Below are 15,588 nucleotides of genomic sequence, written 5' to 3' on the forward strand. Positions count from 1 at the left end.
GACGCTCCCGACGTGACCGCCACCGTCCGGCTCGATCTGTCCCAGCCGGGCGAGGTGTACGTCCTCGCCGACGGGTTCACGATCGGACACCCGTCGTTCACCGGCGGCCCGGAGTCGGTCGGCGTGGACTACGGCTACCGCAGCCTGGCGCTCACCATCACCGTCGCAGGAGACGAAGCGTTCGCTCTCGGCGTGATGCAGGCCCTGGCTCGTGAGCTGCTGCGGCCGTCGAACTGGTTGCTGTTCCGGCTCACCCCCACGACGGAGCCCGTGTGGTTCAAGACCTACGCGGGCGAGCCCGGCGACCTGTCGTTCGACCATGTTGGGTCCAAGCTGTGGCGCATCACCGTGCCCCTCACCGCCGCCGCCTTCGCATACGGTGCGGCGGAGATCGTGGGCCCGTTCACGGTCAACAACAACCCAGCCGCCGGCTCTCACGCGTGCCGCTACGTGATCCCGACGCCGATCAAGGGAGACGCCCCCTCGCCGTGCTCGGTGCAGATCGCGCCATCCGTGATCTGGGTTGACCAAACCGCTCTCTTCGCCACCGTCAGCCACGATGGTCCAGCACCGGCCGCGCACGTGTGGCAGACCGGGTCGTTCACAGCCGGCGCCGATACGACTCACGACAACGCGGCCGGGTCCACCTTCTCCGGTGGATCCCGGTCGATCGTGACCTTCGCTGGCACCCCCGGACTTGCGACCCGTCTTTCCGGCGTCGCACCCACCAGTCCCGAGCCCGGCAGGTACCGCGTGTTCCTCCGCGCTGCGCGCTCCGACACCAGCACGCGGTTCACCGCCAGGATGACGCTGCGGTACATCGGCTCCACCGTCGACGTCGCCACCAACGGCGTCGTGGCGGCCCTCGACCGGCCGCCGTTCTCTGCCAACGGGTACGCCTGCCTGCTCGACCTCGGGGACTTCTCCATCCCGCTCGGTGGCGCCGGCTGGGATGCCTCGGACCTACCGGCCGGCGGTACCCCACCCGACATTGCCGTCAAGCTCCAGCGCACCACCGGCACAGGCGCCGCCTGGCTTGACTACCTGCTGCTCATCCCGATCGACACAGTCACCACCAGCCAGACGCGGATGATGCGGTCCTACTTCAAGAGCTGCGACATCCAGGCCAGCCGGTACGGGGTCTGGGACGCCGAGAGGGAGCTTTTTCGGGCGATGAACACCGGCGACGTGTTCGCCGGGATGATCACGCCTCAGCTCTCGGGAGGTTTCCCGATGCTCGAGCCCGGCAAGAGCAACGTCTTCCACCTTCACCACCAGGTTGGATGCACCACGAACCCCGTCGACCTGAACGCGCCGAACTTCGATGCGATCGCCTCGACTGCGGACGTGACGCTGACGTACCACCCGCGCTACCTATACCTGCGAGGAGACTGATGCGCGCCCCGCTGGCTGTTCGTCTTAGTGACGGCATGACCGACCAGCATGTGACGAAACATCTCTCCCGGCTCCGGTTCCGCAAGACCGCTCCCGGTGGCCACGCGGACGCCTCGTGTCAGCTTGACGCCTCGTCGCGTTCCTTCCCTGACCTTGGCCCAACCGACCGCCTCTGGATCTACGACACCCGCACCGGTAGCACCACCTGGGAGGGGTACGTCAACAACCCCGGCACCCGAAGTGGCCAGGACGGGCAGGGTTACGACATCACCGCCCTCGGCGGCCAGTCCCGCATGGCCGACCATGCCGACAGGTACGGCTACATTGACCGCGACCTCGGCAACTGGCGGCCAAGTAGCTACAACGTCCAGAAGCCCAACGCCACCCGCCAATCAGGCAACGTCCCCGGTGCCGGCTGGTACGGCGGCGAGCCCGCCCTCCAGCTGCAGTTCGTACCCGGCACCCCAGTTGGCGCCAGCGAAGAAACCTCGTTGATGTACACAGGGTTCCTTGGTGGCTCGATGACCCTCGGCGGATACATCGGCTGCTACGACGCTGGAGCTGTCGATCCCAACTACGCGGTCTCCTGGTTCGGTGCGTTCTGGAACCCCGGCGATCCCAAGCACACCGTCTCTCTCGGCACTGGGATGGGCGCCGTCGCCGTCCTCACCGGAAACCCCTCGCTCCTCGCTGGCCGCGGGTCCCTGGTCTTTCAGCTCTACCGCGCCACCTCTGCCGGCAACGTCGGTCAGGACAACGTCTGGGCGGTGTTCGGGCGCATCGCGGTCCTCGGACACCTCATGGACCGCTACGGCGCGCTGAAGAACATGCCCTCGGCTGCTCACCTCATCGCCGGCACAAGCCCCGGAGTCCCTGGGGTGTCCCCTGGCGGCGGCTCCTACTACACCGCCTACGTCCTCGCCCACGAAGTCGTCGAAGACCTCCTCGGCCGCAGCCTCACCTTCTGCGACCCCGCCACCGCGCAGATCGACGGCACCACGTTCAAGATCGACCAGCTTGCCTACCCGGACTCGGTCAAGCCCGCGCGGCTCCTCGATGACCTCACCAGCTTCGAGCCCGACATGATCTGGGAGGTCCTCGAGACCACGCACAACTCCACTGGCCGACACCGCTTCAACTACCGAGGCTGGCCCACCACGCCGCGCTACATGATTCCCCCATCCATCCCTACCGAGCAGCTCGGCTCGGACCTCGACCTCTGCAACCGAATCGTCGTGAAGTGGACCGACGAGCGAGGCATCGAGCAGTCCACGGTGATCACCTCCACCGTGCCCGCCCTCGACGCGGTCGGACGTATCCGAGACGCTGACCCAGTCACTCTCCGTGCTGGCCTGGGTTCCCTGGCCAACGCGGAACGGGTCGGCGGCCGGATCCTCGAAGCGAAGGCGTCGCCGCCGAGGGCTGCCCGGGTCGTCGTGGATCAGCCGATCATGGACCTCCAGACTGGATGTCTGGTGCATCCCTGGGAGATCGAGCCTGGGTACCTGGCTCGGGTCGTTGCGACCGGGGACGACCTGCGAGTTACCGAGATGGAGTACGACGACGACTCGTGCGCGGCGCACCTGCAGCTGGGGACGCCGGCGTTGACGACCGAGCAGTGGATCGCTCAGGCGGTTGGTGCTGTATGACGGCGATCCGCGCGCAGCTCGGTTTCGGGCAGTCCATCGGTCCGGCGTCGTTCGTTGATCTCACCGATGCCGAGGTTGAGGTGCGGTTCGGTGATGGTGGTCTGCTCGAGGTGACCCTCACCCCGGACGTGTCGGGTGAGGTTGCGGCTGCGGTGCGGTGTCGGGTGATCTCGCAGGGGCCGGAGGACGAGGCGGTCCGCCGGGAGATCGCAGGGCTGCTGGCCGAGGAGCCGGGGCCGGGGCGGACGGCGGCGCTGGTGGAAGCGCTCGGCCGGCTCGCGGTGCTGGTGCCGTGACGATCCACGACCCTTCGCGGGTCTGACCAGAGGGAGAGCACCGCGTGATGGATGCCGGTACCCGCGAGGCGATCACCTGGACACTCGGCACGCTGATCGCAGGGTTCGCGATCCTCGGCGTGCTGGTGCGGCTCGTGCTGCTGCCCTACCTGCGCGAGCACCTGATCGCGCCGGTCAAGCAGGTCGAAAAGCAGGTCTCGGAGAACCACCACTCCAACGAGCCACCCACCGTGCTCGACCGCCTCGACGACGTGCAGCAGGAGGTCAAGGTCCTCGGCCGGATGCTCGAGGGCCACATGGAGTGGTCAGAACGCTGGGTCAAGCTCATCGAGCGCGAGGTCGACGTCGCCCGCCGCGACCGCGGCACGCCACCGCCTGCCGGCTCCTGACCTGACCCACCTCGTCCCCTCTCCCCCGCGTCGCGCTGCTGCGTGGCGCCATCTCTGCCTGCCCGAAGGAGGCACCCATGCAGGGACGACGCCTGCCGGACACCGTGCTCAGCGAGCTCCCGGTCGACTACGACGACCTGCAGCCCGGCGACTACTGGAAGGTCATGTCCCGCAAGGACCCCGCTGTGCCATTGACGCCCGACGTGCTCAAGCACGGGACCAGTCCGGAGAACGGGAATCTGACCAACACCGTCTGGGGGATCGTCACGCCGTTGGGCCAGTACGCCATGCTCAGCATCCACACCGTGCGCGAGCACGAGGACGGCACGATCAGCATCCGCCCGGGCGACGGCAGCTCCAACAGCGTTCTCGTTCGGGGCGGACCGCACGGGCTGTCCTGGCACGGCTACGTCGACCACGGCGTCTGGGAGCCCTGCTGATGGCCGCCCACACGGTTCGCCGTCGCGGCACCGACTCCAGTGGCCGCGGCATCTACGCCAGCGACTACATGTGGTCGTGGTGGCAGCAGGTCCTCGCCGACCCCGCCGTAGCTCCATTCGCGCACCTGATCGTCATCACCCAGGGCGCATGGATGACCGTCGCGGGCGGCGGCGCTCGGGCCAGCGCCGGCTACCACGACGGCGGCGGGTGCTTCGACCTTCGCGTCTGGAATCTGACCTCCCGCCAGGTGGTCACGCTGGTATGGGCGATCCGCCGACACGGCGGCGGCGCCTGGCTGCGGAACCTCGCTCACGGCGGGTTCACGGACCCGCACATCCATCTGGTGCTCGGCACCGACTACGACCTCGACTCCGGCGCCGCGTGGCAGTGGTCGGAGTACATCGCCGGCCGTAACGGCCTCGCGTCCAGCGGCCGCGACTACCACCGCCGCCCGAACCCGCTCATCACGACCCCACCGGAGGACGACATGGCCAACGCCGACGAGGTACTCGCAGCCGTCGAGAAGCTGACGAAGCGCGTCGACCGGATGGGGAAGAACACCGCGGCCCGCGACCGCCGCATCCGGGACATGCTCCTCAGCCGCATCGACCAGTACGGCGAGAAGGGCGCGACCGCCGCACAGCTGAAGCGCCTGCGCGCCGACGTCGCTCTGGCGCTCGCTGACGAGGACAACGAGGCCTGACCGCCGTGCTCGTCGCGCCGCTCCGCAAGTCCCGCCGAGCGGCGCACCGGGCTGCCCACTGGGCCGACCTGCGCGCGGTCCACCTCTCCGGCCGCTACGACCGCTCCCCCGAGTCGTTGCGCGAGCAGCTCGAGGCCGCGGCACGGCGCGCGGACGTCATCACCGTCACCGAGGTCGACCGGCCCCAGCGCGGCGACGTGCTCCGGGGACTGGCCGGGTTCCGGCTGCTGCGCCGCGGCAACGGCCAGCGGGGCGAGTCCGCGATCCTGGTCCGCACCGCGGTGTGGGAGGTCGTCGCCTGGGACGCGGTCATGCTCGTCAAGGATCTCGACGGGCAGCGCGGTGGCCAGGTCGCGCCGATCGCGCTGCTGCGGCACCGCGCCACCGGCTGCACGCTGCTGGTCTCGACCACGCACACCTCCGCCGGCGTCGAGGCCGGTTGGGCCGCGTCCGCTCGGGCGCGGGAGCACCGCGATGCCGTCGCAGTGTGGCGGCACACCGTGCTGGCCTGGCGCCGCCGGTACCGGCCGGACGGCGAGCTGGTCGTCGCGGACTGGAACCTCGACGCGCTCCGGCCGTGGGTCCGCGCCTGGATCCGCTCGGCGTGGCCGGGCCTGACGCTCCCGAAGCGGCTCCCGAAGAAGGGGACGCACGGGCGCCGGCTCATCGACTGGTGCCTCACCCGCCGCATCCACCGGCCCCGGATCCGGGTCATGGCCCTCACGCCCGCCTCGGACCACCGCGGCATCCACATCACCGGCACCATCCGACCCCGCAAGGAGCACCGATGAACCTCTCCACCATCCGCAAGTCCCTCGTCGCCGCCGGCGGCTCCGCGTTGTTCGCTGGCGTGGCCGGCCTGGCCGCCGGCATGTCCGACGGCACCCTCACCGGCGCCGAGACCGTGATCGCCGGCGGGCTCGCGCTCGGCGCGTTCGCCGCCGTGGGCCGGGCGACCTGGCGCGTCTCCAACGCCGACGCCGAGTAGCGCCGTGTCCCGCCGTCGTCGTCGTTGGCTGCTGGTCGCGGCGTACGCCGCCGCGGCCTGGCCGCTCGTCGACTACCTCCGCTGGCACCGCGCCCGCCGCCCCTGACCCCACCCCGCGCTCGTAGGAGGACCCATCGTGGCCGGATTCGACGACCTCATCGCCGCCGGACTGCCGTACCTGGCGACCGAGTACATCACCGCCACGGCCGGCACCAGCTGGACCATCGGTTACGACCTCGAGGACGACGCCGGCGCGCCGGTGGATCTGACGGCGGGGTTCACGGCGACGTGGAACGTCTACGACAAGGCGGGCGCGGCGAAGCTGTCGACGGGGTTGACGGTGTCGCGGACGGCGACGGGTGTGGTGGTCACGGCGACGGCTGCGGCGTCGGCAGGTCTCGCGGCTGGGGCCTACTTCCACGAGCTGCAGATCGTCCGCCCCAGCGACTTGGCGACGCTCGTGGTGGTGGGTGCCGGCGACTCCCAGTTCGTGGTGAAGCGGAAAGCGGCCGCGTGATGGCTGGGTTGCGGGTGAATCGGTCGAGTGGTCGGCCGCATGTCGTACGCGGTGTGGAGGGGACGCGGGCGACGTTCAGGCCGGTGTCGTTGGCGACGGCGGAGGCGTTGAACGCGGCCGCGGAGGCGGCTCGGGCTGGTGCTGAGGACGCGCGCGACGAGGCGGAGGCGGCTCGGGATCAGAGTCTGGCGGTGCCGCAGCTGGTCGACGCGAAGGGGGACCTGCTGGTCGGCACAGCTCCCGACACGGCGGGTCGCCTCCCGGTCGGCGTGAACGGCGCATTCTTGAAGGCCGACTCCACGAAGACGTCTGGCCTGGCATGGGTGGAGGGCGAGACGACTCTGGCCACCTATCGGCCCGCTCAGGATCTCAACACTCTCGTCACGCCGGGGTTCTGGACCGTCGACTCCACATCGGCCAACCGTCCCGCTTCGGGGCTATCAGGCAACGTGCATGTGATGTTCCAGGCGACCTACGTCAGCCAACGATTCGTCGCGGGGCAGCGGTCGTTCTTCCGGTCGAGTGGCGATGGCGGGGCAACGTGGACGCCATGGATCGAGGAGCGGACATCTGCCGCCCTGCCGGGCAACACCATCACCGGCACTGGCTCCCCCGAGGGCGTCATCACGGCCCCAGTGGGATCGCGCTACATCGACACCAACGCGACCAACGGCGCGGTCGAGTGGATCAAGGCCACCGGCTCGGGCGCCACTGGCTGGAAGGTCGTCTACGGGGACACGGGCTTCAGGTTCTTGTCTCGATGGGACCCCGCCGGTGTGGTGACAGGCTGGCCCCTCTCTCAGTCGTGGGCGCCCGTCCTCGGCGCCACCGGATGGATCGCCGCTCAGCGCACCGGTCCCATGGTGCAGATCTGGGTTCGAGCGCTCCGCAAGTTGAACCACACGACGGACCGGGTCCACGCCGATGGCTACAACCTGCCTCCCGGCATGACGCCCTACCAAGCCACCCCGGTGTTGGCGCAGATCGGCGTTGGCACGGTGATGACGATCAACGTGTCGACGGGAGGCTCGCTTACGCGGGGCTACGGGAACCAGGGCGCGCCAACAACCGGAGACATCAACCAAGACGTGGCCTGGTCGTACCCGGCGTCGTCCACGGCACCGTGGCCGACCACCCTTCCCGGCACCGCCGCCTAGACAGGAGCACCATCCATGGACGACCTCACGACCCTCACCGACAACGACCTCGACCAGCTCCGCATCGACGTCACCAACGAGCTCGAACGCCGCCAGCGGCTTGCGTCCGCGCCTGCCCAGGTCGCGGACATCGCCCGCCGCTACACCGACGACGGCGGCGACCCCACCGACCTCGCCACCGCCCTCGAAGGGATCATCACCCCAGCGCCGTAGCGACGTCACACGGACCCGGACAGACCTACAGCGGGCCTCTCAGCGGGTAGACCCCGTCCAGCGCCCCCATCCACGTCGTATGCCGAAACACGCTCCGCCACAGCGCCAGAGCCGCAGCCGCCTCCTCACCGGTCTCGACCCCGAGCTCCTCGCAGAAGCGGGCGAACTCGGCCAGCGGGTTTCCCCTTGTCGGCCGCGGGCAGTCCGGAGATGGGCCGTCGAGAGTCGCCATGTCGCCCATCGTCGCCCCACAGCGATCCGGGCCAAACCGACCCGGCGAAACCCAACCCAGAACTTGTCACCCGCGTGAGCAACAACCCCGCCCCGCCACCCAACCCGGGTGGCGGGGCGGCTTCGTCATGCCCGGCCGAGGTCGGCGCGCCGCCGACGCACGGTCTGCGCTGAAACCCCGATCGCTCGCCCAGCCGCCGCGGCGTTCAGGTGCGTCGTCTGCTGGATCCCGTCATCGAGATCCCGGTACCCGGCCTGTCGGGCGGCCTCGTCGAGCTTCGCGACCCGCGCCGCGACCATCCGCCGCACCGCCCGCTCCTGCCCGGGGCGCCGGTTCGCACGGACGTGCTGCTCGTTGCGGCTGCCCGCGGACGCGTCGATCCCCGGGACGGCCATCTCCCGCAGCCGCTCCGGGCCCTGCCACGGCTTGAGGTGCCCCAGCTCTCCGGCCGCGTGGCGCTCCCGGCCGATCTCCTGCGACCGCAGCCGGGTCACATCGGCCGCGAGAGCGGCCGTCGCCGGCAGGCCGTGCGCCGCCCGGTACTCCGCGGCCGTGACGCCGTGGGCCCGGCTCAGGTGTGTCCCCAGGTGCCGGAACCGGCGACCGTCCCCGCACTCCAGGCACGGGATCAGCCCGTCGCCGTCCGAGACCGTCGACCCGGCCCCGATCCGCGTCGACCTCGCCTCGACGACGCCGGCCGCGGCACGCAGCTCGTCGAGGACCCACAGGTAGACCCGGCCGCGGCCGTTGCCGGCCGGCCGGTGCGCGACCGGCGTGGGCCACCGCTCGGGGTGTCGATTCATCAGCGTCGCCAGCGACGAGACCGAGTAGCCGAGCTCGGCCGCCGCCTCGGCACGGGTCACCAGCACCGGCCGCCCACCGGCAACGATCTGGGAGACCCGCGACCGGCTGATCCCGAACTCGCTGGCGATCTCGCCCCGAGGGACTCCCGCTTGTGCCCGGACGATCACCCACGCAGCCCGCTCGAGGCTCGCCCGCCGCGGCCGCACGGTCGGGGCAGCGGGCGCCGCCGCGTCCTTCCTCCGCGCGCCCCGCACGCCCAGACGCGACCGCAGGTTCCCCACCGCGCGCTCGCTGCGGCCTGGGAGCCGGAGCGCGACCTGCTCGACCGAGAGCCGCAGATCCCGCACCAGGCGCAGCTCCTCCTCGCTCCACCGCGGCCTCCGGTCCCGCGGCGGCCCCAGCACCTGGGCCGCCGCCGCGAGCAGCTCGGCGCGGTCGTAGAGGAACGAGGGCTTCTTCGCGCCGTCGACGCGCTGGCGGGTCACCGGCTTGGGCCATCGGTCCGGGTGCGCCCGCATCGAGACCCGGAACGCGCCATCGGTGTGGCCGGTCAACTCCGCGGCCTGACGCAACGAGACCAGCGCGGGGCGGTCTTGCTTGCTCTCCCCGTCCTCGGCCGCGCTCACGACTCGTCGGCGTACACCACGCGCAGACCGTCGACCCGCTCGACGATCCGGGCCGCGAGCGCGCGCCACCAGCTCGCCGGCCACCCGTCCCGCTCGCCCTCCCGGGGGATCACCAGCACCGGCTCCGCCACGTCGAGCAGCCGCGTCGCCCAGGCGTCGACCTGCGCGTCCGCCTGGTCGGTCAAGTCCCCGACCTGCTCGGCCACGCCGGCCGGGATCCGGCTCGTTCCCGCCTCCCACCGCCGCACGGTGCGCTCGGCGACACCGAGCCGGGCCGCGACGTGCTCCATCGTGAGCCCGAGGTCCTCCCGCGCGATCCGGAACTCCGCATCGGTCAGGGCCTCGCTCAACGAGCCGAAGCCCTCGCCCGTGACGGGCGAGGGCTCCCGGGTCACGCTCGGGTGCTCAGGCACCGAACGTCTCGCGGACGATGGCCTCGTCGTCGGCATCCAGGACGGTGTCCGGGGTGAGGGCGGGCAGGTGCCCCAGGAAACCACAGATGGCGTTCGCGGTGGCACCGGTGTCGTTGCTGTCCAGCTCGGCGGCCAGGTCGGCGATGGTGATCATGATCGTTCCCCTACGGGTCTCGGTCTGGGCCTGTGCCCTGACCTCGTGACACACACTGTATGTCCTAAAACCGGACACGGGAAGGGGAAGGTCTGAAGTCGCCACCTTCGTCTAGACCGCCCCGGACATAGGCTGCGACCCGTGAAGCTGCGTAGCATGATCCGGCCCAAGACCGACGTCGACGGCGAGCAGAAGCACACGATCGAGGTCGAGGGCAGCTCCTACGACGACTGCGTCGCGCAGGTCGACGCCCAGACCCCCGACGGCTGGATCAAGCTCTACGTCATGCCACTCGAGCGCTGACGCCCGCCGAGCGGTTTCGTCACGCCCAATCGGGGGCATCCGATCCACATGCCCGACCGTCCACCAGACGACACCACCGTCTGGCTCGACGCCACCACCACCGGCCTCGTGCTCGGCTGGACACCCCAGTACATCCGGCGCCTCGCCGCCCACGACCGACTCCCCGCCGTCCGCCACGGCCGCTCCTGGTGGCTCCGCCGCGCCGACGTCGAGCGCTACGCCGCCGCCCGCGCGTTCACCGCACGCCACCGCGCCTGATCGGCCGGTCGGCGTACCGCCGTAGGCTGCGCCGCGTGAGGCTGCACTCCACGATCCGGCCCGACCCGGACACCGGCGACCGCCGCGACATCTACACCGACGCACCCACCTGGGAGCAGGCTACCGCCCAGCTCGACGCCCAGCGGCCCGAGGGCTGGCTCGAGATCCACATCACCGTCATCCCCGGCGAGGCCACGGACTGATGCCTGCCTGCGCCCAGTGGATCGCTACGGCGATGGACTAGGCCGAATCGCTCAGACCGAACGCGGCCTCCGGCCGTCCCGGACCCCCCGATCGTAGTTCTCGATCCCGCCCTCGAACCACGCGTGGGTCGCGAGCTGAACCATCGCGATACCGACGTCCATGCCGGCGTCGATCGACGCCTTCGCCTTGTGCAGCAGGAACCGCAGCATCGGATCGTCGGGTGCGGGCCACGGCTGCTCGGGCATCCGCGTCTCGCGGGGACTGGGCCAGTCGCCGCGCTCGGCATCCTGGGCCTGCATCTTCGCGACCGCTGGCTGGACGACCTCCTCCGGTATCGACAGGGAGTCCTCGATCTCGTCCGGCGTGCGGTCCATGGTCCCCATCCTGCACGACGGTCGGCGGTACGCCCAGGGCGTCACGGCTAGCCACCGACGCTACCCCCGGCCGCCGACCTTCGGCCGGTACTGCGAGTAGTCCCGCTCTGGTCGGGGCGAGTCTGCGGGCTTCACCAGATGAGCTGGCGTCCACCCCTGCGTCACGCTGACCTCCAGCCCGGTACCCGTGGAGTACGACGACGCGTACATTACCCACGCCTCCCAGCCGTGCTGGTCCGTCTGTCGCCACGCCAACAGCACCCCTGGCGACGGGACAGCCCACGAGTTGGTCGCATCGACCCACACATGGAACGGAGGCTGCCGCATCACCCAAGACTAGAACGCCTGTTCGAACCTTGCTACTGGCCCCCCGCCCCACACCGGCCGCCACGCTGCCGCCGCGCCGCCCGAATCCACCCCGAACATCGACGGCTCGATCTACCGTCAACCCATGAACCTCCAGGTCCGGGTCTCCCACGCCATCGTCGTCGCCATCGCCGCCCTCGCCCTCATCGCAGGAGTCGGCGCCGCCGGCGCTGTCGCCGGCGCGAAGTGGATCGACGGCAAGCGCATCGAGCCGAACTCGATCCCCGCGAACCGCCTCCAGAAGGGCACCCTGACCGGCAAGCAGCTGAAGAAGGGCGCTATCAAGGGCAACGCGATCGCCAAGCGCTCCATCCGCGCCACCCAGATCGCACCCAGCACCATCACCACCAACGAGCTCGACGACGGCACCGTCGACGAGCTGAAGCCCACGGTGGAGTACGTCGACAACGTCATCACCGGCAGCATCGACAACAGCGCGTACTACCCGGCTCCCTGCCCGGTCGGGACCCAGGCCGTCGCCGGATACGTCAAGCCGGGCGGCAGCGGCCTGGTGTCGTTCGTGAACTCCTACATCGACCCCGAGCAGAACGCGCTTATGGTCCAGTTCTCCATTTCCGGCACCGCCAACGTGCAGACCATCTGCCTCCGCTGAACCCGAGCACGCCGACCGGTGTCGGCGACCACGTCTAGCCTTCCGGCCATGACCAGCACCGCCACGGCCAGCCCCAGCGAGCCGCTGACCGACGAGCACCTCGAGATCCTCACCTTCGAGCAGCAGTGGTGGCGCTACCCCGCCGCCAAGGAGACCGCCGTCCGCGATCTCTTCGGCATGTCGATGACCCGCTACTACCAGCTCCTCAACCGGCTCATCGACCACCCGGCCGCGCTCGCCCACGACCCGCTCCTCGTACGCCGCCTCCAGCGGCTCCGGGCCGCCCGTGCGCACCAGCGCTCCGCGCGCCGACTCGGCTTCGAGCGGACGAGTCATTAGGCACCGTTCACGGTGATGACCGCCGGGCTGGTTGTCGGCATCACGGCGATCGCCGGCCCGGCCCTGCAGGACATGGTCAGCTCGGCGCTCGCCAAGGTGCGGTAGTGCCGGTCCGGCGGCGCGGCGAGCGCGGGTCGGCCGTCGTCGACTTCGTGCTCGTCCTGGTGGTGCTGGTGCCGATGTTCCTCGGCATCCTCCAGGTCGCGCTGGTGCTGCTGGTGCGCAACACGCTCGCGTCGGCGGCGTCCGAGGGCGCGCGGTACGCCGCGACGCTCGACCGCGGCCCGGCCGACGGCGCCGACCGGGCCCGCGACCGGATCGACGGGGCGATCTCGGGCCGGTTCGCCCGCGACGTGTCCGCGCGGCCGACGGCCGTCGACGGCGCGCCCGGCGTCGAGGTCACCATCCGGGCAGTGGTGCCCGCCCTCGGCATCGGCGGCCCCGGGGTCGCGCTGGAGGTGACCGGCCACGCGGTCGAGGAGCAGCCGCCGTGAGGCGCCGTGACGAACGCGGCAGCGCGCTGGTCGAGCTGAGCTGGCTCGGCCTCCTGCTGCTGGTCCCGATGCTCTGGATCGTGGTCTCGGTGTTCGAGGTGCAGCGCGGCGCCTTCGCCGTGTCCGGTGCGGCCCGGGCCGCCGGCCGCGCCTACGCCCTCGCGCCCGACGACGCCGTCGGCCGCGCCCGGGCCGAGGCCGCGGCCCGGCAGGCGCTGCGCGACCAGGGCATCGGCGGAGCGCCGCTCGAGGTGCACGTCTCCTGCACGCCGTACCCGCACGACTGCCACGCCGGCACGTCGGTCGTCACGGTCGTCGTCGAGTCGAGCGTCGACCTGCCGCTGCTGCCGGACCTGCTCGGCGGCGGCGCCCCGAGCTTCGCCCTCGACGCGACCCACGACCTGCCGATCGGGCAGTACCAGGAGGCCGCCGATGCCGCGCCGTGACCGGCGCCCGGACGAGACCGGCCAGACGACGCTGCTGATCGTCGGGTTCGCGCTGGTGCTGGCGATGGCCGTGGCGACCGTGGTCGACGTGTCCGCGGCGTACCTGCGGCGGCAGGGCCTGAGCACGGTCGCCGACGGCGCGGCGCTGCGGGCCGCGGACCTCGCCGCGACCGGCACCGAGGTCTACACCGGCGGCGTGCCGCAGGGCCGGCTCCGGCTGAGCGCGGAGCGGGTCCGGGGGTCGGTGCGCGACTTCCTGTCCCGGTCGGGGGCGTACGACGACTACCCGGGCCTGGCCTTCGAGGTCGACATCGACCCGGCCTCGTCGCACGTCACCGTGCACGTCACCGCCCCGCTCGAGCTGCCGCTCACCGTCCCCGGCTCTCCGCAGGTCGCGACGATCGGCGCCACGGGATCCGCGGCCGTCGTGGCCGAGCGGTAGCGGCCGAGCGGTCCGGGCCCGTCAGGCCCGGAAGCGCAGCGTGCCCGCGAACCAGGAGTTGGTCCACACCGGGTCGGTGCGCACCCGCGTGCCGGAGTACGGCGCGTGCAGCACCATCCGGCGACCGTGGAACCAGCCCGCGAAGACGCCGACGTGGTAGACGCCACCGCCGCCGGTGAAGAAGATCAGGTCGCCGCGGCGCATCGCCGAGCGCGGGATGTGGCGGGCGAAGCCGGCCTGGGCGGACGAGGTGCGCGGGATGCCGCTGAAGCCGGCCCGGCGGAAGCTGTAGAAGGTCAGCCCCGAGCAGTCGAAGCGGTTGGGGCCGGCCGCGCCGTAGCCGTAGGGGTCGCCCTTCTGCGCGACGGCGGTGCGCATCGCGACCTCGATCCGGCTGGGCTTGGGCCGGTGCTTCTTCTTGCCGTGCTTGGTGCGCTGCTTCGGCTGGTCCTGCTGCACGCTCTTCTCGACCGTGGCCGAGTGTGCGTCGGAGACCGGCGCGGAGGTGAGCAGGCCGATGGCGAGGGCGCCGCTGGCGAGGACCCTGGCCCCGGTATGGGTGCAGGCGCGCAGGACGACGGACAGGGGTGTGGACATGTGCGTGGTTCCTTCCCACGCCTGTGAGGTGAGCTGTCGGGTTCGGGCGAGGAAGGTGCCCGGCCGCCCTCAGGCGGCTTCACCCCAAGCGGCCGGCCGGCCGCGGAAAAAGTGGGTCCCCCACTCCTGCCCGTACTGCGTCACTCGTCGGTCGGGACGTGCCCCACCTGGTGGACCGGTGCCACGGACGGGCAGGACTCGGCGTGCCCGGGACCGGCTGTGCTTGGTGCAATCCTCAACGACGCTACCCACCGATCGCCGCACTGCAACATCCCGTCGGCCACCGAACGAGTGGCGCTCGTCACACTCCCCGCGTGGAACCGCGGCTGAGTCGGACGCAGATCACAGTCGGGCCGCGACCTCGTCGACGAGGTCGGCGATGGAGTCGACGACCCGGGTCGGCCGGTAGGGGAAGGTCTCGACCTGCTCGGGCCGTGTGGATCCGGTCGTCACCAGCACGGTGCGCAGCCCGGCCTCGAGGCCGCTGATGATGTCGGTGTCCATCCGGTCGCCGATCATCACCGTGGTCTCGGAGTGGGCGGCCAGCCGGTTGAGTGCGCTGCGCATCATCAGCGGGTTCGGCTTCCCGATGAAGTACGGCGTACGACCGGTCGCCGTGCTGATCAGCGCGGCGACCGAGCCGGTCGCGGGCAGCAGCCCGTGCTGGCTCGGCCCGCTCGGGTCGGGGTTGGTCGCGATGAACCGGGCGCCACCCGCCACCAGCCGGATCGCGCGGGTGATCGCCTCGAACGAGTAGGTCCGGGTCTCCCCCAGCACGACGTAGTCGGGGTCGCGGTCGGTCATCACGTAGCCGATGTCGTGCAGCGCCGTGGTCAGGCCCGCCTCCCCGACGACGTACGCCGTGCCGTGGGGGCGCTGCTCGTCGAGGAACTGCGCGGTCGCGAGCGCGGAGGTCCAGATCGCCGCCTCCGGCACGTCGATGCCGCTGCCGAGCAGCCGGGCGCGCAGGTCGCGCGGGGTGAAGATCGAGTTGTTGGTCAGCACCAGGAACGCGCTCCTCGAGGCCTTCAGCGCCTCGATGAACTCCTGCGCCCCGGGGATCGGCACGTCCTCGTGGACGAGCACGCCGTCCATGTCGGTCAGCCAGGTCTCCACCGGACGGGTGCTCATGGCGCCATTCTTGCGTCTCCGTCGAGCCGGGCCCCCACCGCGGT

Annotated in this window: 25 protein-coding genes and 1 riboswitch; of the genes, 19 read left to right on the forward strand and 6 right to left on the reverse strand. The window is 71.1% G+C overall.

Annotation, left to right across the window (positions count from 1 at the left end; translation table 11 throughout):
• Positions 1-123: 123 nt before the first annotated feature.
• From FHU40_RS05050 to FHU40_RS05100, 11 genes are all read left to right on the forward strand, one after another.
• Positions 124-1,395: a hypothetical protein gene (locus tag FHU40_RS05050; protein ID WP_183591151.1), complete on the forward strand. Its 1,272-nt coding sequence runs from the start codon at positions 124-126 to the stop codon at positions 1,393-1,395.
• On the forward strand, positions 1,395-3,044 hold the full coding sequence (locus FHU40_RS05055; RefSeq protein ID WP_183591152.1) for a hypothetical protein: 1,650 nt from the start codon (positions 1,395-1,397) through the stop codon (positions 3,042-3,044). Before FHU40_RS05050 ends, FHU40_RS05055 begins: the two co-directional genes overlap by 1 nt.
• Positions 3,041-3,340 (forward strand): hypothetical protein, encoded by a 300-nt coding sequence (locus FHU40_RS05060; RefSeq protein ID WP_183591153.1) that lies wholly within the window; start codon positions 3,041-3,043, stop codon positions 3,338-3,340. Before FHU40_RS05055 ends, FHU40_RS05060 begins: the two co-directional genes overlap by 4 nt.
• 47 nt (positions 3,341-3,387) lie before the next feature.
• On the forward strand, positions 3,388-3,729 hold the full coding sequence (locus FHU40_RS05065) for a hypothetical protein (RefSeq protein ID WP_183591154.1): 342 nt from the start codon (positions 3,388-3,390) through the stop codon (positions 3,727-3,729).
• Positions 3,730-3,806: 77 nt separating this feature from the next.
• The gene (locus FHU40_RS05070) at positions 3,807-4,169 is read left to right on the forward strand and encodes a hypothetical protein (protein ID WP_183591155.1); all 363 of its coding nucleotides are present in this window, start codon (positions 3,807-3,809) and stop codon (positions 4,167-4,169) included.
• Entirely contained in the window at positions 4,169-4,873 is a 705-nt protein-coding gene (locus tag FHU40_RS05075; RefSeq protein WP_183591156.1) for a hypothetical protein, read from the forward strand. The genes FHU40_RS05070 and FHU40_RS05075 overlap by 1 nt, the downstream gene beginning before the upstream one ends.
• Positions 4,874-4,878: 5 nt before the next feature.
• A complete protein-coding gene (locus FHU40_RS05080; protein WP_183591157.1) occupies positions 4,879-5,664 on the forward strand; it encodes an exonuclease/endonuclease/phosphatase family protein in 786 nt (261 codons plus the stop codon).
• On the forward strand, positions 5,661-5,861 hold the full coding sequence (locus tag FHU40_RS05085) for a hypothetical protein (RefSeq protein ID WP_183591158.1): 201 nt from the start codon (positions 5,661-5,663) through the stop codon (positions 5,859-5,861). Before FHU40_RS05080 ends, FHU40_RS05085 begins: the two co-directional genes overlap by 4 nt.
• A gap of 136 nt (positions 5,862-5,997) precedes the next feature.
• Entirely contained in the window at positions 5,998-6,378 is a 381-nt protein-coding gene (locus FHU40_RS05090; RefSeq protein WP_183591159.1) for a hypothetical protein, read from the forward strand.
• Between the two features lie 83 nt (positions 6,379-6,461).
• Complete coding sequence (locus tag FHU40_RS05095; protein ID WP_183591160.1) at positions 6,462-7,535, forward strand: pyocin knob domain-containing protein; 1,074 nt, start codon at positions 6,462-6,464, stop codon at positions 7,533-7,535.
• A gap of 15 nt (positions 7,536-7,550) precedes the next feature.
• Positions 7,551-7,748, forward strand: coding sequence for a hypothetical protein (locus tag FHU40_RS05100; protein WP_183591161.1), 198 nt, complete (start codon positions 7,551-7,553; stop codon positions 7,746-7,748).
• 357 nt (positions 7,749-8,105) lie between these two features.
• Here the strand turns inward: FHU40_RS05100 and FHU40_RS29330 are convergent, their stop codons facing one another.
• The 3 genes from FHU40_RS29330 to FHU40_RS05115 are packed head-to-tail and all read right to left on the reverse strand — an operon-like array spanning position 8,106 to position 9,977.
• Positions 8,106-9,410, reverse strand: coding sequence for a MucR family transcriptional regulator (locus tag FHU40_RS29330; RefSeq protein ID WP_221199510.1), 1,305 nt, complete (start codon positions 9,408-9,410; stop codon positions 8,106-8,108).
• On the reverse strand, positions 9,407-9,805 hold the full coding sequence (locus FHU40_RS28825; RefSeq protein WP_221199511.1) for a helix-turn-helix domain-containing protein: 399 nt from the start codon (positions 9,803-9,805) through the stop codon (positions 9,407-9,409). The genes FHU40_RS29330 and FHU40_RS28825 overlap by 4 nt, the downstream gene beginning before the upstream one ends.
• Before the next feature lie 10 nt (positions 9,806-9,815).
• On the reverse strand, positions 9,816-9,977 hold the full coding sequence (locus FHU40_RS05115) for a hypothetical protein (RefSeq protein ID WP_183591163.1): 162 nt from the start codon (positions 9,975-9,977) through the stop codon (positions 9,816-9,818).
• A 141-nt stretch (positions 9,978-10,118) separates the two neighbouring features.
• On the opposite strand from FHU40_RS05115, the gene FHU40_RS05120 reads away from it, so the two are divergent.
• From FHU40_RS05120 to FHU40_RS05130, 3 genes are read left to right on the forward strand one after another with little or no spacing between them, the layout of a single operon-like run.
• Positions 10,119-10,280 (forward strand): hypothetical protein, encoded by a 162-nt coding sequence (locus FHU40_RS05120; protein WP_183591164.1) that lies wholly within the window; start codon positions 10,119-10,121, stop codon positions 10,278-10,280.
• A 48-nt stretch (positions 10,281-10,328) separates the two neighbouring features.
• Positions 10,329-10,538 (forward strand): helix-turn-helix domain-containing protein, encoded by a 210-nt coding sequence (locus FHU40_RS05125; protein ID WP_183591165.1) that lies wholly within the window; start codon positions 10,329-10,331, stop codon positions 10,536-10,538.
• A gap of 35 nt (positions 10,539-10,573) precedes the next feature.
• A complete protein-coding gene (locus FHU40_RS05130) occupies positions 10,574-10,741 on the forward strand; it encodes a hypothetical protein (RefSeq protein WP_183591166.1) in 168 nt (55 codons plus the stop codon).
• A gap of 51 nt (positions 10,742-10,792) precedes the next feature.
• On the opposite strand, the gene FHU40_RS05135 is transcribed toward FHU40_RS05130, so the two are convergent.
• Positions 10,793-11,116: a hypothetical protein gene (locus FHU40_RS05135; RefSeq protein ID WP_183591167.1), complete on the reverse strand. Its 324-nt coding sequence runs from the start codon at positions 11,114-11,116 to the stop codon at positions 10,793-10,795.
• 451 nt (positions 11,117-11,567) lie between these two features.
• Here FHU40_RS05135 and FHU40_RS05140 point away from each other — a divergent pair, with 451 nt between their 5' ends.
• The 5 genes from FHU40_RS05140 to FHU40_RS05160 all read left to right on the forward strand — a co-directional run bounded on the left by FHU40_RS05140 (position 11,568) and on the right by FHU40_RS05160 (position 13,816).
• Positions 11,568-12,095 (forward strand): hypothetical protein, encoded by a 528-nt coding sequence (locus FHU40_RS05140; RefSeq protein WP_183591168.1) that lies wholly within the window; start codon positions 11,568-11,570, stop codon positions 12,093-12,095.
• Positions 12,096-12,143: 48 nt separating this feature from the next.
• Positions 12,144-12,434 carry a DUF3263 domain-containing protein gene (locus tag FHU40_RS05145; protein WP_183591169.1) on the forward strand — a complete coding sequence of 97 codons (291 nt, stop codon included), beginning with the start codon at positions 12,144-12,146 and terminating at the stop codon, positions 12,432-12,434.
• A gap of 104 nt (positions 12,435-12,538) precedes the next feature.
• Entirely contained in the window at positions 12,539-12,928 is a 390-nt protein-coding gene (locus FHU40_RS05150; protein WP_183591170.1) for a TadE/TadG family type IV pilus assembly protein, read from the forward strand.
• Positions 12,925-13,374, forward strand: coding sequence for a hypothetical protein (locus FHU40_RS05155; protein ID WP_183591171.1), 450 nt, complete (start codon positions 12,925-12,927; stop codon positions 13,372-13,374). The genes FHU40_RS05150 and FHU40_RS05155 overlap by 4 nt, the downstream gene beginning before the upstream one ends.
• Positions 13,361-13,816, forward strand: coding sequence for a pilus assembly protein TadG-related protein (locus tag FHU40_RS05160; protein WP_183591172.1), 456 nt, complete (start codon positions 13,361-13,363; stop codon positions 13,814-13,816). Before FHU40_RS05155 ends, FHU40_RS05160 begins: the two co-directional genes overlap by 14 nt.
• A 21-nt stretch (positions 13,817-13,837) precedes the next feature.
• Here FHU40_RS05160 and FHU40_RS05165 read toward each other — a convergent pair whose 3' ends face one another.
• Both FHU40_RS05165 and FHU40_RS05170 read right to left on the reverse strand, forming a co-directional pair.
• On the reverse strand, positions 13,838-14,413 hold the full coding sequence (locus tag FHU40_RS05165) for a C40 family peptidase (protein ID WP_183591173.1): 576 nt from the start codon (positions 14,411-14,413) through the stop codon (positions 13,838-13,840).
• A 5-nt stretch (positions 14,414-14,418) separates the two neighbouring features.
• Positions 14,419-14,563, reverse strand: a riboswitch (cyclic di-AMP (ydaO/yuaA leader).
• Positions 14,564-14,755: 192 nt separating this feature from the next.
• Positions 14,756-15,544, reverse strand: coding sequence for an HAD-IIA family hydrolase (locus FHU40_RS05170; RefSeq protein WP_183591174.1), 789 nt, complete (start codon positions 15,542-15,544; stop codon positions 14,756-14,758).
• Positions 15,545-15,588 lie beyond the last annotated feature (44 nt).

This window comes from Nocardioides soli, assembly GCF_014191495.1.
Lineage (GTDB): Bacteria > Actinomycetota > Actinomycetes > Propionibacteriales > Nocardioidaceae > Nocardioides > Nocardioides soli.